The following is a 19,378-nucleotide window of genomic DNA, read 5'->3' on the forward strand; positions in this document are numbered from 1 at the left end:
CATGGCCACGGTTCTCGACCCGGCCGGAGCGCCGGCGGCCGACGAGCGGCCACCTGCCCGCCGTACCGAGTCCACCACCCCGGGCGGACGCAAGCGTCACCTCCCGCCCCTGCTCGCCATCTCCCCGTTCTACGTGCTGTTCGCCGTCTTCGGCGCCTTCCCGATCGTCTTCTCCGTCTATCTGTCCTTCCAGGACTGGGACGGCATCGGAGACATGCGCTTCGTCGGACTCCAGCAGTACGGCTGGCTGCTTCAGGACTCGGTGTTCTGGCACTCGGTGCTCAACACCTTCGAGATCTGGTTCCTGTCGACGGTGCCGATGCTGTTCCTGGCCCTGGTGCTGGCGTTCCTGCTGCATTCACAGGTCCGCTTCACCGGCGCCTACCGGGTGGCCTACTTCATCCCCAACGTGACCTCCATGGTCGCCATGACCGTCGTCTTCGGCTCGGTCTTCGCCCAGGCGGGCCTCGCCAACGCGGTGCTGCGGGCGATCGGGGTGGACGGGATCGGCTGGCTGTCCTCGGAATGGGGCATCAAGTCGTCCGTCTCCCTCATGATCATCTGGCGCTGGGTCGGCTACAACGCGCTGATCTTCCTGGCGGGCCTCCAGGCCATCCCCACCGAGCACTTCGAGGCCGCCCGCGTCGACGGCGCGAACAGCCGGCAGACCCTCTTCCGGGTCGTGCTGCCGCAACTGCGGCCCGTGGTCCTGTTCGCCGCCGTCACCTCCACCATCAACGGCCTGCAGATCTTCACCGAGTCCCAGGTGCTCTTCCAGTCGACCGACGTCGGAACCACGGGCGGTCCGGGCCAGGAAGGGATGACCATCGTGCTCTATCTGTGGCAGAAGGCATTCAAGGAGCACCAGTTCGGCTACGGCGCCGCGATGGGCTGGGTCCTCTTCGCGATCATCGCGCTCTTCACCGTCATCAACTGGCGGCTGGTCTCCGGCTCGGACGACGACCGCCGTCCCGGCATCGCCGGTCTGCTGCGCCGCAAGGGGGCCCGCAATGGCCGCTGACGACAGGACGACCTCCAGCGCGAACCTGGCCATCGGCTCCGGCAGCAGGCTCAGCCGAATCGGCGTACGGGCGACGCTGCTGTTCGGTGTGCTGGTCTCGCTGTTCCCCTTCTACTGGCTGGTGGTGCTGGCCTCCGGCACCACGCAGGACATCTACCGCTACCCGCCCAAGCTGCTGCCCGGGCCGCATCTGCTGGACAACATGGCGCGGGTGCTCGACACCGTCGACTTCTTCGGCTCGCTGTTCAACACCGTCGTCGTCGCCGTACTCGGGACCGTGCTGGTCCTCTTCTTCGACTCGCTGGCCGCTTTCGCCTTCGCCAAGTACGAGTTCCCGGCGAAGAAGTTCCTCTTCGGCATGCTGCTGGTGACGTACATGATCCCCGCGCAGCTCTCCCTGGTGCCGCAGTTCGTCACCATGGCCGAGTTCGGCTGGGCGGGCTCGCTGAAGGCGCTGATCATCCCCAGCGCGGCGAACGCGTTCGGCATCTTCTGGATGCGCCAGTACGCCCAGAACTCACTGCCGGACGAACTCCTCGACGCGGGGCGGATCGACGGCGCCGGCTTCTTCCGCCTCTACTGGACGGTCGCCCTGCCGCTCTTCCGCCCGGCCCTGGCCTTCCTCGGCATCTTCACCTTCATCGGCCTGTGGAACGACTACATCTGGCCCCTGGTCGTCATGATCGACCCGGACAAGGTCACCCTCCAGGTCGCCCTGGCGAACCTCAACGTCCTCTACAACACCGACTACTCCCTGGTGATGGCGGGCGCGTTGATGAGCGTCATCCCGCTGATCCTGGTGTTCCTCATCGGCGCGCGGCACTTCCTGCGGGACCTGGCGGCGGGGGCGATGAAGATGTAGGACGGCGGTTGCGGGGCAGGGGAGCCGGGCGGTTGTCTCGATAGGGTGCGGAGAGAGTCCCCGGTTCTCGTGTCTCGTACCTCGTGAGGAGTGGTTGCGTGGCGCAGGTCAGGCCCATGCGGGCGGATGCCCGGCGTAACTACGAGCGGTTGCTGAAGGCGGCCGCCGAGGCGTTCGCCGAGCATGGGGAGAGTGCGTCGCTCGACGACATCGCCAAGCGGGCCGGGGTCGGCTCCGGCACGCTGTACCGGCACTTTCCGACCCGGCAGGCGCTGCTGGAGGCCGTGTACCTCGACCGTATCGAGGCGATCGCGGCCCGGGCGGACGAGCTGGCGGCCGGGCTGGCGCCGGGCGAGGCGCTGGTGGAGTGGCTGTACGAACTCGGCGCCGGGCTGATCGCGGTGCGTGGTCTCAAGGCGTTGCTGGGTCCTGCCGTCACGGACACGGGGTCCCCCGTGGGGACGGCCTGCGGTGACTCGGTGAAGGGCGCGGCGGGGCGGCTGGTGCGGGCGGCGCGGGAGGCGGGGGCGCTGCGGGGGGATGTCGAGCCGATCGATGTTCTGCGGCTGGTCCATGGGGTCGCTGTGGCGGCGGAGCTGGCCGATGCGGAGTGTGGGTATGTACGGCGGTATCTGATGCTGTTGGTGGAGGGGTTGCGGCCGAGGGGTGTGTGAGTGGCGGGGCGGTGCCGGTCGTGGGTCCCAGGCGCCGTGGGGGTGCGGGGGTTCTGGAGCGTGCGGGAGGTGTGTGGCTTGTCGCGCAGTTCCCCGCGCCCCTGGAAGGGCGCGGGGAGTGCGTAGGTCGTTTACAGCGCCTGGGCTGCCGGCTTGACCATGCCCCTGACCGTGCGGGACTTCACGAAGTCGCCCATCGCGGTCATGTCCCACTCGCCGGAGAACTGGCGGATCAGCTTGGCCATCATCACGCCGGTCTGGGGCTCGGCGCTGGTGAGGTCGAAGCGGACCAACTCCTCGCCCGTCGTGCCGTCCAGGAGGCGGCAGTAGGCCTTGGCGACCTCCGTGAACTTCTGGCCGGAGAAGGAGTTGACCGTGAAGACCAGGCCGGTGACCTCCTGCGGCAGCCGGCCGAGGTCGACCATGATCACCTCGTCGTCCCCGCCGCCCTCACCCGTGAGGTTGTCACCGGAGTGCTTGATCGCGCCGCCCACGATCTGGAGCTTGCCGAAGTAGCAGCTGTCGATGTGGTTGCGCTGCGGCCCGTAGGCGATGACCGAGGCGTCGAGGTCGATGTCCTTGCCGCGGTACGCCGGCTCCCAGCCGAGGCCCATCTTGACCGAGGAGAGCAGGGGGCGACCGCCCTTGACGAGGGAGACGGTCTGGTTCTTCTGGAGACTGACGCGGCCCTTGTCGAGGTTGATCTTCCCGGTGCCGGGCGCGGGCGGCGGGGGAGGGGTGGCCGGGGCCGGGGGTGCCGCGGGCGTGGAGACGGGCGGGGCCGGCGGGGCCACCGGCGGCTGCATCGGGGCCGGGGGCGGGGTCACCGGCTGGGCCGCTGCGGCCGGTTCCTCCACCGTCACACCGAAGTCCGTGGCGATGCCCGCGAGGCCGTTGGCGTAGCCCTGGCCGACCGCGCGGGCCTTCCACTGGCCGTTGCGCAGGTAGATCTCCACGATCACCAGGGCCGTCTCGCTGCCGAGCTGCGGCGGTGTGAAGGAAGCCAGGACGGAGCTGTCGTCCGCGTTGCGGATCGTGGCGGTCGGCTCCACGCCCTGGAAGGTCTGGCCCGCGGCATCCGGGCTGGCGGTGACGATGATCTTCTCGATGCCGGGGGGTACGGCCGCCGTGTCGACCGTGATCGCGTCGGGCGCGGTGCCGCCGCCGGAGCGGTACGTCACGCCCGGGCCCGACGGCTGGTTGTAGAAGATGAAGTCGTCGTCGGAGCGCACCTTGCCGTCGGCGGTGAGCAGCAGGCCCGATACGTCGAGCCGCACCGGGGCGGCGACGTCCACCGTCACGCGGGCGGCGGACAGGGGGATGTTCGAGCCGGGGGTCATAGCTGTCATGCCGGGTGAACGAGCGAGGCGGTTTTGCCGTTCCCTTACCTTGAGCCCAATCGGGTCAGCGGCGATTGCGGGGATGGTCGCGTGCGGTGCGCTCGTTGCCGCGCTTGTAGTTGCCGGTCCAGCGGGCCATGACGAGCTGGGGGTCGGAGGTCTCGACCTCGGTGAGGAACTGGGCGGCGCGGGGGCCGTTCAGGGTGGTGGCGGGGCGGCCGTGGTGGGTGATGCGGACGGTTCCGCCCGTGTGCTGCTCGTAGGTGAATCCGTGGGGTCTTGGCATGCGGTGAGGGTACGGGGCGGGAGACGGGCGGCCCCAGCGAATTTCGCCTGGCCTGCTCCGGTCGGCCCGCGTCCTGTGGCCGCCGTTCATTGATAGGTGTTCCGCTATCAATCCGTCGAAGATCGGCATCAGACGGATGTTCCCTTCGGCGGTCCGGCTGCACAAGACTGGCGCGGAAGGATCTTGCACGACCGGCGGTGCTCGGGGGACGCGTGGGGTGCGGCCGGAGGGGGTCGCATCCCACGCGCCGTTTTGACCGGTCCGGTCCTGCTACGGCACCACGACGATCTTCCGGCCGACGCCGGCCGCGAACTGCTCCAGCGCCTGCGGGTACCGCTCCAGCGGGATGCGGTCGCTGATGAAGATCTCCGGGTCCAGCACCCCGTTCGCGAAGAGCTCCGCCGCCCGCTCGAAGCTGTGCAGCACCGCCATCGAGCCGGTGATGGTGATCTCCTGGTTGTAGATGCGGTACGGGTCGATCGTCACGCGGGTTGAATAGTCGGCCACGCCGAACTGCAGGAACGTGCCCCCCTTCGCCACCCGGTCCAGGCCGTCCTGGATCGCCGCCGCGTTGCCCGTGGCGTCGACGACCAGGTCCCAGCCCTGCGGCCGGTCCAGTTCGTCGGGGTTCGCCGCCGACGCCGAGACACCGAGGCGGCGGGCCGTCTCCAGACGGGCCGGGTTCACGTCGACGACGTCCACGCTGGCCGCGCCCGTGCGCTTGGCCAGTTCCAGCATCATCAGGCCCATCGTTCCGGAGCCGTAGATCAGGACGTGCGCGCCGAGGCGGGACTGGAGCACGTCGTAGCCGCGTACCGCGCAGGACAGCGGCTCCACGAGGGCCGCGTCCTCCGTGCGGACGTGTTCCGGGAGCTTCACGCAGTTCGCCACCGGGGCCACCGCGAACTGCGCGGCGCCGCCCGCCGTGGTCACGCCGATCGCCGCCCAGCGTTCGCAGAGGTTGTTGTGGCCCGTACGGCAGTAGCGGCACTCGTAGCAGTAGAGCGAGGGGTCGACCGCGACCCGGTCGCCCACCGACATCTCGGTGACCCGGTTGCCGACGCCGACCACCTGGCCCGCGAACTCGTGCCCGGGCACGATCGGCAGCTTCGGGGCGAACTCGCCCTGGAGGATGTGGAGATCGGTGCCGCAGAGGCCGCAGGCGGCCACTTCGACGACGACCTCGCGCGGCCCTGGCGTCGGGTCCGGGACCTCGGCGACGACGGCCTTGCCCACGGACTCGATGACGGCGGCCTTCATTTCACGGCTCCCAACGACAGGCCCTGGACCAGCTTGTCCTGGGCGGCGAACCCCGCGGCGAGCACCGGCAGGGAGATCACGAGCGACGCGGCGCACACCTTCGCCAGGAACAGGCCCTGGCTGGTGATGAAGCTGGTCAGGAAGACGGGGGCGGTCTCGGCGACCACGCCGGTCAGCACCCGTGCGAAGAGCAGTTCGTTCCAGCTGAAGATGAAGCAGATCAGCGCCGTCGCGGCGATACCGGGGAGGGAGATCGGGGCGACCACGCGCGCGAGGACGGTCGGCAGTCTGGCCCCGTCCACCTTCGCCGCCTCGATCACCGCGACCGGGATCTCGGCGAGGAAGGACTGCATCATCCACACCGCGATCGGCAGGTTCATGGAGGTGTAGAGGATGACCAGCAGCCAGATGTTGTCGAGCATCCCGGCGTTCTTCGCGAACAGGTAGATCGGCAGCAGGCCCGCCACCACCGGCAGCATCTTCGTGGAGAGGAAGAAGAACAGGACGTCCGTCCACTTGCGGACGCGGTTGATCGACAGCGCGTAGGCCGCAGGGAAGGCCAGCAGCAGTACCAGCAGGGTCGAGGCGAGTGACGCGACCGTCGAGTTGATCAGCGCCGGCCAGGGGCTCGCGCCGCCGCCCGCGCCGAAGAACTCGCGGTAGCCGTCCAGGGTCAGGGAGGCCGCGAAGGAGGGCGGGTTGGTCGCCGCGTCGGCTTCCGAGTGGAGGGATGTCAGGGCCATCCAGGCGATGGGCAGGAAGAACACGATCCCGGCCAGCCAGGCCATGAGGCCCATGCTGTTACGGCGTAGGACGTTCATGCGCGGGAGGCCTCCTCGCGGAACAGGGACGACACCACGCGCAGGGCGAAGGTCGCGATGATGATGGAGCCGATGACGACCAGGACGCCCGCGGCCGAGGCGAGGCCGTTCTCGTGGGCCTGGTAGAAGCTCTGGTAGACGGTGTAGGGGAGGTTGGCGGTGCCCAGGCCGCCGGATGTGATCGTGAAGACCGCGTCGAAGTTCTGGACGATGTAGATCGAGCCCAGCAGGGCGCCCAGTTCGAGATAGCGGCGCAGATGCGGGAGTGTCAGATGGACGAAGATCTGCCAGTCGCTCGCGCCGTCGACCCGGGCCGCCTCGACCTGCTCGTGGTCGCGGCTCTGCAGTCCGGCGAGCAGGATCAGCATCATGAACGGCGTCCACTGCCAGACGAGGGAGGCCTCGACCGCGAGGAGCGGGGTGGTGGAGATCCAGTCGGGTTGTGGGCCGCCCACATAGTGCAACAACCCATTGAGCAGGCCGTATTCAGGGTTGTAGAGCACATGCTTCCAGAGCAGGGCCGCTGCTACCGGGACCACCAGGAACGGCGCGATCAGCAGGGTGCGGACGATGCCCCGGCCTCTGAATTTCCGGTCCAGCAGCAGGGCGAGGACGAGTCCCAGCACCAGGCTGGCCAGGACCACCGCCACCGTCAGCAGGACGGTCGTCCACACCGAGTGGCGCAGGTCCGCGTCGGTGAGGACCTCCTGGTAGTTGTCGAGGCCGGTGAAGTGGCGGGCGTCGGGATAGAGGGCGTTCCAGTCGAAGAAGGAGATCACCAGCGTGGCCACGAAGGGCAGCTGGGTGACGACGACCATGAAGATCAGGGCGGGGAGCAGCGGGGCCCGGGTGGCCCAGGCGCGCAGCCGGGCGGAGGGCCTGCGGGCCGGGGTGCGGAGCTCGGGGGAGGCCGCGGGGGCCGTTGTCGTGGCGGTCATCGTCCCTCGTACTCCTCGGAGATCTTCTCGGCGAGCTGCTGGGACTTCTTCAGGGCCGACTCGACGGACTGGCGTCCGGCGATGGCCGCGCTGATCTCCTGGGAGACCTTGGTGCCGAGGTCGGTGAACTCGGGGATGCCGACGAACTGGATGCCGGGCGCGGGCCGCGGCTGCACGCCGGGATCGTCGGGCCGGGCCCCCTCGATGGCCTCCTTGGTCATCTCCTGGAAGGCGGCGGCCTCCTTGCGGTAGTCGGCGTTGGCGTATGTCGACGCCCGTTTGCCGGCCGGGACGTTGGACCAGCCGGCCTTCTCGCCGACCAATTCCTCGTAGCCCTTGCCGGACGCCCAGGAGACGAACTTCCAGGCGTTGTCGGGGTTGCGGGAGGACTTCTGGATGCCCCAGGCCCAGGTGTAGAGCCAGCCGGACGACTTCGTCTTCTCGACGGGTGCGGGGGCGTAGCCGACCTTGCCCTTGACCGGCGACTTCGCCGCCTCCAGGGATCCGGCCGCGGAGGTGGCGTCGTACCACATGGCGACCTTGCCCTGGGTCATGTTGTTCAGGCACTCGGCGAAGCCGGACTGGGCGGCGCCGGACTCGCCGTGCTCGCGGACCAGGTCGACGTAGAACTTCGTCGCCTTCTCGAAGGCGGGTGAGTCGAGCCGTGCCTTCCAGTTCTTGTCGAACCAGGTGCCGCCGAAGGTGTTCACGACCGTCGTCAGGGGTGCCATCACCTCGCCCCAGCCGGGCAGGCCGCGCAGGCAGATGCCCTTCATGCCCGGTTCGGCGCCGTCCGTCTTCGCCGCGAGGTCCGCCACCTGCTGCCAGGTGGGGTGCGCGGGCATCGTCAGGCCCTGCTTCTCGAACACGTCCTTGCGGTACATCAGGAACGACGACTCGCCGTAGAAGGGCTGGCCGTAGAGCTTGCCGTCCTCCGCGGTGAGGGACTGGCGCATCGGCTTCAGGACGTCCCGCTCGTCGTAGGCCGGGTCCTTGGCGACGTAGCCGTTCATCTCGTGCAGCCAGCCGTTGCGGGCGTAGATCGGTATCTCGTAGTTGGACAGGGTGGCGACGTCGTACTGGCCGGCCTGGTTGGCGAAGTCCTGGCTGATCTTGTCGCGGACGTCGTTCTCGGGCAGGACCGTGAAGTTGACCTTGATGCCCGTCTCCTTGGTGAAGTGGGCGCGGGTCAGCTTCTGCAGCTCGACCATCTGGGGGTTGTTGACCATGAGGACGTTGATGGCGTCGCCGCCGGATCCGGCCCCGCCCGCGCCGACCCAGCAGCCGGAGAGCAGCGGGGCGAGCAGCGTCCCTGCGGCGGCCGCGGCGAGCGTGGCTCGCGGTGGCCGTCGTCGGCTCTGGGTTCGCATGGATCGCTCCTGGATGTATGGGGAGATAAAGGGTGGTTCAGGGCATGGCTGCGCCCGATGGGGGACGTCGGTGTGGTGTCAGACCCGGATGACCTGGGGTCCGAGCAGTGAGTAGCGGTGGGCTTCGGCGGTCGGCAGCAGCGTGCTCGTCACGATCGTCTCCAGTGCGCCGACCTCGGCGAACCGGCAGAAGCTGACCGCTCCGAACTTGGTGTGCACGCCCGCGAAGACCGTGCGGCGGGCGGCCCGGATCGCCTGTGTCTTGACCTCGCTGACGGCCGGGTCGGGGGTGGTGAGGCCGTGTTCGCGGGAGATGCCGTTGGCGCCGATGAACGCCAGGTCGACGACGAAGCCGGCCAGCATCTTCGTCGTCCAGTGGTCGACGGTGGCGAGGGTGCCGGAGCGGACCCGGCCGCCGAGCAGCAGGACGGAGACGGTGTCGGTCTCGGCGAGCGCGCCCGCGACCGGGAGGGACGCGGTGACCACGGTCAGCGGCCGGTCCCTGGGGAGTGCCTCGGCGATGAGCTGCGGGGTGTAGCCCTCGTCGACGAAGACGGTCTCGGCGTCCCCGAGCAGCTCGGCCGCGGCGGCCGCGATCCGGCGCTTCTCGGGGACGTGGCTGGTGGCGCGGAAGGCGAGCGTCGTCTCGAAGCCGGCGCTCTCCACGGGGTAGGCGCCGCCATGCGTACGGCGGAGCAGGCCGTGGTCCTCCAGGACGCGCAGATCCCGGCGTACGGTCTCCTTGGCCACGCCCAGTTCGCCGGCGAGGGCGGTGACGTCGACCGCGCCGTCGCGGCGTGCGACGAGCACGATCTCGCGCTGACGTTCTTCCGCGGTTCTGGTCATGGCCGTCACCCGCCTCCCTGCTGTGCTGCCCGTTCGGGCCCTCGGTCGGGCCATGGGGGAAGTTCTACAGCGGGTCTTCGACGGTGGCCAGGTCTGTTGCGGGCGCGATCCTGCCCGTGTGTGCCCGTTCGGTCGTGAGTTTTCGCGGAGTGCCGCGGGGGCTCGGTAGCCGTCCGCGGGCGCGTTGTGGCTGGTCGCGCGGTTCCTCGCGCCCTTGAGGGTGTTGCCCTGCCGTCTTCCGGGGTGTGCCCGAATGCCCGAGCGGGCGGGCCCGTTCTCTGCCCGCCCGCCGTGTGAGGTGATGTCTTCGGGTCAGTACGGCCAGATCGGCGGGTCCGTCACGAACTGGCCGCCGAGGTAGGCGTGCGCCTCGTTGCCGTCCCGCAGTTCGCCCTGCTCGGCGATCAGCTTCTCGGCGAAGGGCTCGGAGTCGTCCTGGGGGTCGTAGCCGAGCGCCCGTGCCGTGGTGAGGTCCCACCAGAGCCGGGTGTTGGCGGAGGAGCCGTAGACGACGGTGTGGCCGACGCTCTCGGCGGTCAGGCTCGCGTGGAGGAGGCGGGCGCCGTCGGCCGGGCTCATCCACACCGACAGCATGCGCACGCTGGTCGGCTCGGCGAAGCAGGAGCCGATGCGCACCGAGACCGTCTCGACGCCGTGCTTGTCCCAGTAGAACTGCGCGAGGTCCTCGCCGAAGGACTTGGACAGGCCGTAGAAGGTGTCCGGGCGGTGCGGGGTGTCGATGGGGATGAGCGGGTCGGAACCCTGGGGGCGCGGGGTGTAGCCGACGGCGTGGTTCGAGGAGGCGAAGACGATCCGGCCGACGCCCTCCTCACGGGCGGCCTCGTACAAGTGGTAGGTGCCCTCGATGTTCGCTTTGAGGATCTTCTCGAAGGGGGCTTCCAGGGAGATGCCCGCGAGGTGGATGATCGCGTCGACGCCCCGGACCGCCTCGCGCACGGCGTCCTTGTCGCCGAGGTCGGCGACGATCGCGTCCGGCGCGTCCTCGATCGGGCGCAGGTCGAGCAGGCGCAGCTCGTAGCCGTAGGCCGGGAGCAGGTCCCGCATCAGGGTGCCGAGGCCGCCGGCGGCGCCGGTGAGCAGAACGGTGCGGGGAGCGGGCATCCTCGGGTCTCCTTGAATGGGCCGCCGTGTACATGGGCGCACGGCATTCATATGCGTGGACACGCTAAGGAGCTGGGGTGGAGCCCGTCAAGTGTGGCACGGGAGCGGCAAATCCGCTGGTGCGTCGCGGGTTCGCGCGCTTGACCGGCACCAAGGCGGCGCCTTAGCGTGGAGGTGTTCAGAAATATAGACGCCAATCATGAATATGGAACCGGGAGAGCTTGTGACGTCAGCCCCTCTCGCCGCTCGGCTCACCGTCCCCAGCGGACCGCTGTTCTTCCCGGTCACCGCGTACGGCCCCGACGGCTCCGTGGACCTCGACGCCTACCGCACGCATGTACGCCGCGGGGTGGAGGCCGGAGCTGCCGCCGTGTTCGCCTGCTGCGGCACCGGCGAGTTCCACGCGCTCACGCCCGAGGAGTTCGAGCGGTGCGTCCGGGCGGCCGTCGAGGCGACCGAGGGGCGCGTGCCGGTCGTCGCGGGCGCCGGGTACGGCACCGCGCTCGCCGTGCGCTACGCCCGCCTCGCCGAGGCCGCCGGGGCGGACGGGCTGCTCGCCATGCCGCCCTACCTCGTCGTCGCCGGGCAGGAGGGGCTGCTGCGGCACTACCGGGAGGTGGCCGCCGCGACCTCCCTGCCCGTGGTCGTCTACCAGCGCGACAACGCTGTCTTCACCCCGGAGACCGTCGTCGAACTGGCCCGCACGAACGGGATCATCGGCCTCAAGGACGGGCTCGGCGACCTCGACCTCATGCAGCGCATCATCAGCGCGGTGCGCATGGAGGTCCCGGGCGACTTCCTGTACTTCAACGGGCTGCCGACCGCCGAGCAGACCCAGCTCGCCTACCGCGCCCTCGGCGTCACGCTCTACTCCTCCGCCGTGTTCTGCTTCGCGCCCGAGCTGGCCCTCGCCTTCCACCGGGCCCTCGGCAACGGCGACGAGCGGACCGTGGAGAAGCTGCTGGACGGCTTCTTCCGCCCGTTCGTCGAACTGCGCGCCCAGGGCCGCGGCTACGCCGTCGCCCTGGTCAAGGCCGGTGTACGGCTGCGCGGCCTCGACGTGGGCGAGGTGCGGCCCCCGCTGCACGAGCCGACCGGGGATCATGTCAAGCAGCTCGCCGAACTGATCGAACGCGGCTATGGGCTGCTGGAGGAGGCCAATTGAACCCTCCCCCAGTCGTAGCGGGGGGATTCCTGGCTCAGGATGCCCCGCCGGTCAGCGACCAGCGAGGTCTTACTCCCTCGGCACCAGCCGGGACGGAACCTGCCCGGTTGCCCGAAAATGTTGGTGTGCGCCAGCTTGGCTCTCGCTCAGCGCGTTGTGCGTGCTTGGTTCTCGCTACGCACGGTGTGCGGACTACCCGATTGTGTAGGCGGCATTTCGCCCTTGGGGTGAAGCCCCGTCCCCAGCTCTGCTCTGCAGGGGTTCGATTCGTCCCCGGCGCGAAGGCTGGGGCTTCCTGGAAGGAGATGCGGTGAAGGCGTCGGCATTCGTCTACCCCTGGGACGTCAACGGGGATCCGGAGGCGCCCGCGCGGATCGCCGCGCTCGGTGTGGAGCAGGTGACGCTTGCCGCCGCCTACCACTCCACGCGCGCCCTCACGCCCCGCCACCCGCGCCACCGCATCGTCACCGCCGAGCACGCCTCGGTGCTCTATCCGGCGGGCGACCGCTGGGAGGGGCGGGAGCTGCGCCCCTACGCGGCCGGTGCCTGGGCCCCCGGGGACGCCTTCGGGGAGGCCGCGGTCGTTCTCGCGGACGCCGGCCTGGAGGTGCACACCTGGGTCGTCCTCGCGCACAACTCCCGCCTCGGCGCCGAGCACCCGGACACCTCGGTCGTCAACGCCTACGGTGACCGCTACCCCTGGGCACCGTGCATCGCCCAGCCCGCCACGCGCGCGTACCTGACCGACCTGGCGGCGGAGGCGGCGGTACGGCCCGGGGCGCGGGGCACCGAGCTGGAGTCCCTCGGCTGGTACGGACTGCAGCATCTGCACGCCCACGACAAGACCGGCGGCGTCGGCCTCGGGGACGCCGGGGAGTACCTGATGGCGCTCTGCTTCTGCCCGTCCTGCCGGGAGGGCTACGGCCGGCACGGCCTGGACGCCGACGAGCTGGCCGCCGCCGTACGGACCGCGCTGGAGCCGGTCTGGCAGGGGGCGACGCCCTCCGACGGGGGCTGGACCGGCATCGAGAAGCTCCTCGGAGAGACCCTCGCGCACACCACGCGCGCGTGGCGCGACGACACCGCCCGCACGCTCCAGGAGGACGCCGTAGCAGCGGTCCGGGCCGCCGCCCCCGACGGCTTCCAGGTGCTGCTGCACGCGGACCCCGTGTCCTACCACGTCGGCGCCAACCCCGGCGTCGACCCGGCGCACATCCTCTCCGTCGCGGACGGCGTGGTCGTGCCCTGCGCGGGAGGCACCGGCACCCTGACGCCGTTCGCGAGCCAGGGCAAGGACGGCGCCGTCATCGCCGCCAACCTCCCCGTCATCTCGGGCATGGGCGGCAGCCCCGACACCCTCGCCGGCGACATGGCCGAGGCCCGCCGCCTCGGTGCCACGGAGCTGCGGCTGTATCACGCCGGGTTGGCATCGGACGGGGACCTGGAGACGGTCCGCTCCGCTCTCGCGGGTCGCTGACGCGGCGGGGTCGCCCCGGTGGCTCTGTGCCATCGAACGGTGGCTTTGCCAGGCGGGGCGGCGGGCGCCGGGAAGGCTGCGGCCAGGGTCGACGGCACCGGGCGGTGGGGGTCAGTTTGGTCAGGGTTGCCCCAGTGGTTCGGCGAAGCGGAGCCGTGGCTCCCTCACTCCGCGTTGGTGTCCGACGGTGACCTCGACCCGGTCCGTTCCGCCCGGGCCGGGCGGTGGAGCAGTGGGGCCGCTGTTGTCAGTAGGGCCGCGCCCAGGGCCAACAGGATCAGCCGGTGGCCGGTCAGCTCGACCAGGGCCGCCCCGGTGGCCAGGCCGAGCACGTTCGGGGTGTACACCAGCGTGTTGGCCGTGGCGGTGACACGGCCCAGCAGTGGGCCGGGGGTCTCGCGTTGCACCGAGGTCAGGGTGGCGATCAGTACGGCGGGCAGGCCCGCGCCGATCGCCGCGCTGCACAGCAGCGCCAGTGGGTCGGACGGCACCGCGCGCAGGGCCACCGCGACGGCCAGCAGAGCGATGCCGTACGCCGCGAAGCGCCGCGCGCCCAGTCGGCGCAGGGCCGTGCCGGAGAGCAGACCGATCGCGACCGACCCGGCGCCCTGGACGGCGTACAGCACACCGGCGTACGCGGGGGAGTGCCCGAGGCCGTCGACGACGGCGTAGATCATCGCCCCGTTCACCCCGGCGCACAGCATGGTGGCGCCGCCCGCCAGGACCAGGGGGCGCAGCACGGGGTGGGACCAGAGGTGGTGGGCGCCCTCGGCGGTTCGCTTCCGGCGGTTTTCGGTGGGTGGCGCGGGCTGCTGCTCACGGACCCGCAGTAGCGCGTACAGCCCTGTGGCCAGCACGAACGTCGCGGCGTCCAGGAGGGCGACGCTCGCACCGCCGTACGCCGCGTACAGTCCCGCGCCCGCCAGCGGGGCCAGGAGTTTCATGCCCTCGGTGGCCGTCATGCGCAGGCCGTTGAAGTCGCCGAGCAGGGACGAGTCGACGGCGTCGGCCACCAGCGCCGACTCGGCCGCGTCATGGACGACGCCCGCCGCGCCGTACACGAACAGCACCGCGTACAGCAGCCACAGGTCGCCCGGGGCGTCGACGCTCACGAGGGTGAGCAGCAGGGCGCCCAGGAGCACGTTCACGCCGATCAGCAGCGGCTTGCGGCTGCCCCGGTCGGCGAGGGTGCCCAGCAGCGGGCCGGCCAGGGTCGGCACCCACATGGCGAGCATGCACAGCGCGGCCAGGCCGTCCGAGCCGGTGAGGTCCTTGACCCAGACGCCGGACGCGAGCCACAGGGCCGAGGTGCCGAAGCCGGAGACCACCACGGAGGAGAGGTAGAGCCCCGCGTTGCGGTCGCGCAGGACGAGCACGAGAGGCCAGGTCGACTTGGTCGTCATGCCTGGCCATCGTGGGACTAAGGACCATGCTGAGGGATCGGGAGGGTGCCTTAATTTCAGCTCGGGGGCAGTGATCAGTCCCAGGGTGAGGCGAGCATTTCCCCCAGCTTGCCGAGGCTCTGCACCCAGCCTTCCTCGTGGAGGGCCCGCCGCCGCTCGGTGGCGAAGTCGCCCTGGTCGAGGGTGAGCTCGGACCGTCTGACGTCGGTGTCGTGCAGCGACAGTGTCACCACCGTCTCCCGGTCCTCGGGATCGGGATCTTCCCAGCGGAAGGTGTACGACAGGCCTACCGGGGGATCGACGTCGATGTATTCGCCGACCAGGTAGAACAGCTCGCCTTCCGGGGGCTGCATCGCGATCCGGTAGGCACCGCCCGGTCGGAGGTCGATCTCCACACCCGGGGTGCTGAACCCGTCCGGGCCCCACCAGCGTGCCAGTTCCCGGGGCTCGGTCAGCTTGCGGAACACGACCGGGCACAGATCGTCCAGCTCGTACTCCAGATGCAGTCTCAGCGCGCCGTCCTGTGTCATTACGCACCACCTGTCACCGAAGATGACTGGAATAACCCCTATATGTATTTTAGGCCGGGAGATGAGTTCCGCGGTCGCCGTCGGTCTACCTCCCAATACCTCCCAGGAACGGCATCAGGACATCAGAGGGAGCAGCCGATGACCGACACGACCCCGACCCTCGACCTCGGACCGCAGACGGCGGTCGTGGCACGCCTGGCCGAAGCTGTCACCGACGAGCAGCTCGCGGACCCGACGCCCTGCCCCGAGTACGCGGTGCGCCACGTGCTGGGCCACCTGACCGGACTGGCCGCCGCCTTCCGTGACGCCGGCCGCAAGGACCTCGGCGCCACGACCGACACGAACCCGCAGTCCGCGCTCCCGGACATCGGCCCCGGCTGGCGCGAGGAGCTGCCCAAGGTGCTCGGCGAACTTGCCGAGGCCTGGCGCGACCCGGCCGCGTGGACCGGCATGACCCGGGCCGGAGGCCTGGACCTGCCCGGGGAGATCGCGGGCCTCGTCGCCAATGACGAGCTGGTGATCCACGGCTGGGACCTGGCCCGTGCGACCGGTCAGCGCTACGTCCCCGACCCGGCCGCCCTTCAGGCGTGCCACGGCTTCCTCGAGGCGGCCGTCGACGACCCCGGCCGGGGCGAGATCTTCGGACCCGTCGTCCGTGTGGAGGCGGACGCCCCACTGCTGGCCAGGGCGGTGGGACTGAGCGGGCGGGACCCGGAGTGGGCCCCCAGGTCGTAGAAAGCGATTGCTACTTCCTCTGTCAGAAGCATTGACGAAACAAACGCGCCCCTCCTACCGTCATCGCGTCGTACTTCGTACGTCATATATGAGACGCGATACGCGAGATCCGAGAGGCGCGCATGACCTCTGTGCCCACGCCGATCCCCTCCCGCACGCAGTTCGTGCTGGAAGGGATCAAACACCGCATCCTCACCGGGCAGTTGACGCCCGGGCAGGCGCTGGTCGAGACCGAGCTCGCCGCACAGTTCGGGGTGTCGAAGACCCCGGTGCGCGAGGCCCTCAAGACCCTCGCCGGGACCGGGCTGGTCGTGATGAGCCAGTACAAGGGCGTCACCGTGCGCCTGGTGGACGCGGACATGGCACGCGAGGTCTACGACGTACGGCTGCTGCTGGAACCCGAGGCGCTGAAGCGCGCCGTACAGCGCGGGGCCTCCCTGGACGCCGCCCGTGAGGCGCTGACCAGGGCCGACGCGGCCATCGACACCGCCGAACGCTCCCTCGCCAACCGGGAGTTCCACCGCGCCCTGTACCTGCCCTGCGGCAACCCGCTGCTCGGCCGGATGCTCGACGAGGTCCGCGACCAGGCCGCCCTGGTCTCCGCCGTCGCCTGGGCCGCCTCGCCCTCCTGGGAGCGGGAGGCCGGCGAGCACCGCGAGATCCTCCGGCTCGCCCTCGACGGCGACGCCGACGGCGCGGCCCGCGCCCTCCACTCCCACATCGCGTCCTTCGTACGGCGCGCTTTCCCCGAGGCAGGACTGGAACAGGAAGGTCAGCAATGAGCAGCGTGGCGTTCGAGACCCAGCGGGCGGCCCTGGCCGACGTGGTGGCGATCCCGGTGACCCCGTTCGCCGAGGACGGCTCCGTCGCCGAGGACACCTACCGGGCCCTGCTGCGCCGTCTGCTCGACGGCGGCATCACGACCCTCACCCCGAACGGCAACACCGGCGAGTTCTACGCCCTGACCCCCGAAGAGCGCCGCCTGGTCACCGAGTTGACCATGGACGAGGCAGGGGACCGGGCCGTCGTCCTGGTCGGGGTCGGCCACGACGTGCCGACCGCCATCGCCTCCGCCCGGCACGCCCGTGAACTCGGGGCCCGGATGGTGATGGTCCACCAGCCCGTCCACCCGTACGTCTCCCAGGGCGGCTGGGTCGATTACCACCGCGCCGTCGCCGAGGCCGTGCCCGAGCTGGGGGTCGTCCCGTACGTCCGCAATCCGCAGCTCACCGGTGCCCGGCTCGCCGAACTCGCCGACGCCTGCCCGAACGTCATCGGCGTGAAGTACGCCGTTCCGGACGCCGCCAGGTTCGCCGCCTTCGCCCGTGACGCGGGTCTTGAGCGGTTCGTGTGGGTGGCGGGCCTCGCCGAGCCGTACGCCCCCTCCTACTTCTCCGCGGGCGCCACCGGCTTCACCTCCGGGCTCGTGAATGTCGCCCCCGCCGTCTCCCTGAACATGATCGAGGCGCTGCGCTCCGGCGACTACCCGGCCGCCATGAAGGTCTGGGAGCAGATCCGCCGCTTCGAGGAACTGCGCGCCGACAGCGGCTCCGCCAACAACGTCACCGTCGTCAAGGAGGCCCTCGCCTCCCTCGGGCTGTGCCGCCGCGAGGTGCGCCCGCCGAGCAAGCCGCTGCCGGAGAGCGAGCGCGCCGAGGTCGCCGCCATCGCCGCGGGGTGGTCGATATGACCGGCAGGCTGAGCCCCGAGGACCTCAGGAGCCACCAGTGGTACGGCGCCGAGGGCCAGCTGCGCACCTGGTCGCACAACGCCCGTATGCGCCAGCTCGGTTACGAGGCGGAGGAGTACCGGGGCCGCCCGGTGATCGCCGTCCTGAACACCTGGTCCGACATCAATCCCTGCCATGTCCATCTGCGCGAGCGCGCCGAGGCGGTCAAGCGGGGAGTGTGGCAGGCCGGCGGCTTCCCGCTGGAGTTCCCGGTCGCCACGCTCTCCGAGACGTACCAGAAGCCGACCCCGATGCTCTATCGCAACCTGCTCGCGATGGAGACGGAGGAGTTGCTGCGGTCGTACCCGATCGACGCGGCGGTGCTGCTCGGCGGCTGCGACAAGTCGACGCCCGCGCTGCTCATGGGCGCGGCCTCGGCCGACGTACCGGCGATCTTCGTGCCTGCGGGGCCGATGCTGCCGGGCCACTGGCGCGGTGAGACCCTCGGGTCCGGCACCGACATGTGGAAGTACTGGGACGAGCACCGCGCGGGCAACCTGACCGACTGCGAACTGAGGGATCTGCAGGGCGGGCTGGCGCGCTCACCCGGTCACTGCATGACCATGGGGACCGCGTCGACGATGACCGCGGCGGCGGAAGCCCTCGGTATGACGCTGCCGGGCGCCTCCTCGATCCCGGCCGTCGACTCCGGGCACGAGCGGATGGCCGCCGCCTCCGGGCGCCGTGCCGTGGAACTCGCCTGGACCGCGCTTCGGCCGTCCCGGATCCTCACCCGCGAGGCCTTCGAGGACGCCGTCACCACGGTGCTCGGGCTCGGCGGCTCCACCAACGCCGTCATCCACCTGATCGCGATGGCGGGGCGCTGCCAGGTCCAGCTCACCCTCGACGACTTCGACCGCATCGCCCGCACCGTGCCGGTGCTCGCCAACGTCCGGCCCGGCGGACAGACGTACCTCATGGAGGACTTCCACTTCGCCGGCGGTCTGCCCGCCTTCCTCTCGCGGATCACCGACCTGCTGCATCTGGACCGGCCCACCGTCAACGGGACCCTGGGAGAGCAGATCGGGGACGCCGTCGTTCACGACGACGACGTCATCCGCACCCGGGACAACCCGGTGGCGGGGGAGGGCGGGGTCGCCGTGCTGCGCGGCAACCTCTGCCCCGACGGCGCCGTCATCAAGCACATCGCGGCCGAGCGGCACCTGCTCAAGCACACCGGTCCCGCGGTCGTCTTCGACGACTACAAGACGATGCAGCGCACCATCAACGACCCGTCGCTCGGCATCACCCCCGAGCACGTCCTCGTGCTGCGGGGCGCCGGCCCCAAGGGCGGCCCGGGCATGCCCGAGTACGGGATGCTGCCCCTGCCCGACTACCTGCTCAAGCAGGGCGTCCGGGACATGGTCCGGATCTCCGACGCCAGGATGAGCGGCACGAGTTACGGCGCGTGCGTGCTGCACGTGGCACCGGAGTCGTACGTCGGCGGACCGCTCGCCCTCGTCCGCACCGGTGACGCCATCACCCTCGACGTCGAGGCGCGCACCCTCCATCTCCACGTGGACGAAGAGGAGCTGGAGCGGCGCAGGGCGGACTGGACGCCGCCGCCCACCCGGTACGAGCGCGGCTACGGCGCGCTCTACAACGAGCAGATCACGCAGGCCGACACCGGCTGCGACTTCGAGTTCCTGGCCCGCTCGGGCAAGGTGCAGGACCCGTACGCGGGCTGAGCCCCACGGCACGACACGCCCCACGGCACGACCCAGCGCCACGGCACTACCTCAGCGACACGGTACGACCCTCGCGCCACAGCACCACCCTTGCGCCACAGCACCGCACCG

At 70.4% G+C, this 19,378-nt stretch carries 19 protein-coding genes; 9 read left to right on the forward strand and 10 right to left on the reverse strand.

Going from position 1 to position 19,378, the window contains the following annotated elements:
* Position 1 precedes the first annotated feature (1 nt).
* From ACFT4A_RS11475 to ACFT4A_RS11485, 3 genes are all read left to right on the forward strand, one after another.
* On the forward strand, positions 2 to 1,021 hold the full coding sequence (locus ACFT4A_RS11475; protein WP_382828187.1) for a carbohydrate ABC transporter permease: 1,020 nt from the start codon (positions 2 to 4) through the stop codon (positions 1,019 to 1,021).
* Complete coding sequence (locus ACFT4A_RS11480; RefSeq protein WP_382828190.1) at positions 1,011 to 1,883, forward strand: carbohydrate ABC transporter permease; 873 nt, start codon at positions 1,011 to 1,013, stop codon at positions 1,881 to 1,883. Before ACFT4A_RS11475 ends, ACFT4A_RS11480 begins: the two co-directional genes overlap by 11 nt.
* Before the next feature lie 98 nt (positions 1,884 to 1,981).
* Positions 1,982 to 2,557, forward strand: coding sequence for a TetR/AcrR family transcriptional regulator (locus ACFT4A_RS11485; protein WP_382828192.1), 576 nt, complete (start codon positions 1,982 to 1,984; stop codon positions 2,555 to 2,557).
* A 131-nt stretch (positions 2,558 to 2,688) separates the two neighbouring features.
* Here ACFT4A_RS11485 and ACFT4A_RS11490 read toward each other — a convergent pair whose 3' ends face one another.
* The 8 genes from ACFT4A_RS11490 to ACFT4A_RS11525 all read right to left on the reverse strand — a co-directional run bounded on the left by ACFT4A_RS11490 (position 2,689) and on the right by ACFT4A_RS11525 (position 10,540).
* Positions 2,689 to 3,897, reverse strand: coding sequence for a TerD family protein (locus ACFT4A_RS11490; protein ID WP_382828482.1), 1,209 nt, complete (start codon positions 3,895 to 3,897; stop codon positions 2,689 to 2,691).
* 64 nt (positions 3,898 to 3,961) lie between these two features.
* Positions 3,962 to 4,183, reverse strand: a complete 222-nt coding sequence (locus tag ACFT4A_RS11495) for a hypothetical protein (protein ID WP_382828195.1) — start codon at positions 4,181 to 4,183, stop codon at positions 3,962 to 3,964.
* 270 nt (positions 4,184 to 4,453) lie between these two features.
* On the reverse strand, positions 4,454 to 5,443 hold the full coding sequence (locus ACFT4A_RS11500) for a zinc-dependent alcohol dehydrogenase family protein (protein WP_382828198.1): 990 nt from the start codon (positions 5,441 to 5,443) through the stop codon (positions 4,454 to 4,456).
* Positions 5,440 to 6,264: a carbohydrate ABC transporter permease gene (locus tag ACFT4A_RS11505; protein ID WP_382828201.1), complete on the reverse strand. Its 825-nt coding sequence runs from the start codon at positions 6,262 to 6,264 to the stop codon at positions 5,440 to 5,442. Before ACFT4A_RS11505 ends, ACFT4A_RS11500 begins: the two co-directional genes overlap by 4 nt.
* Positions 6,261 to 7,202: a carbohydrate ABC transporter permease gene (locus ACFT4A_RS11510; protein WP_215122245.1), complete on the reverse strand. Its 942-nt coding sequence runs from the start codon at positions 7,200 to 7,202 to the stop codon at positions 6,261 to 6,263. Before ACFT4A_RS11510 ends, ACFT4A_RS11505 begins: the two co-directional genes overlap by 4 nt.
* A complete protein-coding gene (locus ACFT4A_RS11515) occupies positions 7,199 to 8,572 on the reverse strand; it encodes an ABC transporter substrate-binding protein (RefSeq protein ID WP_382828204.1) in 1,374 nt (457 codons plus the stop codon). Before ACFT4A_RS11515 ends, ACFT4A_RS11510 begins: the two co-directional genes overlap by 4 nt.
* 78 nt (positions 8,573 to 8,650) lie before the next feature.
* On the reverse strand, positions 8,651 to 9,418 hold the full coding sequence (locus ACFT4A_RS11520) for a DeoR/GlpR family DNA-binding transcription regulator (protein WP_382828207.1): 768 nt from the start codon (positions 9,416 to 9,418) through the stop codon (positions 8,651 to 8,653).
* Between the two features lie 312 nt (positions 9,419 to 9,730).
* Complete coding sequence (locus tag ACFT4A_RS11525) at positions 9,731 to 10,540, reverse strand: NAD-dependent epimerase/dehydratase family protein (protein WP_382828209.1); 810 nt, start codon at positions 10,538 to 10,540, stop codon at positions 9,731 to 9,733.
* 223 nt (positions 10,541 to 10,763) lie between these two features.
* On the opposite strand from ACFT4A_RS11525, the gene ACFT4A_RS11530 reads away from it, so the two are divergent.
* Both ACFT4A_RS11530 and ACFT4A_RS11535 read left to right on the forward strand, forming a co-directional pair.
* On the forward strand, positions 10,764 to 11,705 hold the full coding sequence (locus tag ACFT4A_RS11530; protein ID WP_382828211.1) for a 5-dehydro-4-deoxyglucarate dehydratase: 942 nt from the start codon (positions 10,764 to 10,766) through the stop codon (positions 11,703 to 11,705).
* A 310-nt stretch (positions 11,706 to 12,015) separates the two neighbouring features.
* Positions 12,016 to 13,182 (forward strand): hypothetical protein, encoded by a 1,167-nt coding sequence (locus ACFT4A_RS11535; protein WP_382828214.1) that lies wholly within the window; start codon positions 12,016 to 12,018, stop codon positions 13,180 to 13,182.
* Between the two features lie 164 nt (positions 13,183 to 13,346).
* On the opposite strand, the gene ACFT4A_RS11540 is transcribed toward ACFT4A_RS11535, so the two are convergent.
* Both ACFT4A_RS11540 and ACFT4A_RS11545 read right to left on the reverse strand, forming a co-directional pair.
* Positions 13,347 to 14,585: an MFS transporter gene (locus tag ACFT4A_RS11540; RefSeq protein WP_382828217.1), complete on the reverse strand. Its 1,239-nt coding sequence runs from the start codon at positions 14,583 to 14,585 to the stop codon at positions 13,347 to 13,349.
* Between the two features lie 74 nt (positions 14,586 to 14,659).
* Positions 14,660 to 15,115: an SRPBCC domain-containing protein gene (locus ACFT4A_RS11545; protein ID WP_382828220.1), complete on the reverse strand. Its 456-nt coding sequence runs from the start codon at positions 15,113 to 15,115 to the stop codon at positions 14,660 to 14,662.
* Positions 15,116 to 15,253: 138 nt separating this feature from the next.
* On the opposite strand from ACFT4A_RS11545, the gene ACFT4A_RS11550 reads away from it, so the two are divergent.
* From ACFT4A_RS11550 to araD, 4 genes are all read left to right on the forward strand, one after another.
* A complete protein-coding gene (locus tag ACFT4A_RS11550; RefSeq protein WP_382828222.1) occupies positions 15,254 to 15,850 on the forward strand; it encodes a TIGR03086 family metal-binding protein in 597 nt (198 codons plus the stop codon).
* A gap of 122 nt (positions 15,851 to 15,972) precedes the next feature.
* Entirely contained in the window at positions 15,973 to 16,632 is a 660-nt protein-coding gene (locus ACFT4A_RS11555; protein ID WP_376390044.1) for a GntR family transcriptional regulator, read from the forward strand.
* A complete protein-coding gene (locus tag ACFT4A_RS11560) occupies positions 16,629 to 17,540 on the forward strand; it encodes a dihydrodipicolinate synthase family protein (RefSeq protein ID WP_382828225.1) in 912 nt (303 codons plus the stop codon). The genes ACFT4A_RS11555 and ACFT4A_RS11560 overlap by 4 nt, the downstream gene beginning before the upstream one ends.
* On the forward strand, positions 17,537 to 19,267 hold the full coding sequence (araD, locus tag ACFT4A_RS11565) for an L-arabinonate dehydratase (RefSeq protein ID WP_382828228.1): 1,731 nt from the start codon (positions 17,537 to 17,539) through the stop codon (positions 19,265 to 19,267). The genes ACFT4A_RS11560 and araD overlap by 4 nt, the downstream gene beginning before the upstream one ends.
* Positions 19,268 to 19,378: the final 111 nt, after the last annotated feature.

Origin of the sequence: Streptomyces sp. NPDC057099 (assembly GCF_042671245.1) — a bacterium.
Classification (GTDB): domain Bacteria; phylum Actinomycetota; class Actinomycetes; order Streptomycetales; family Streptomycetaceae; genus Streptomyces; species Streptomyces purpurascens.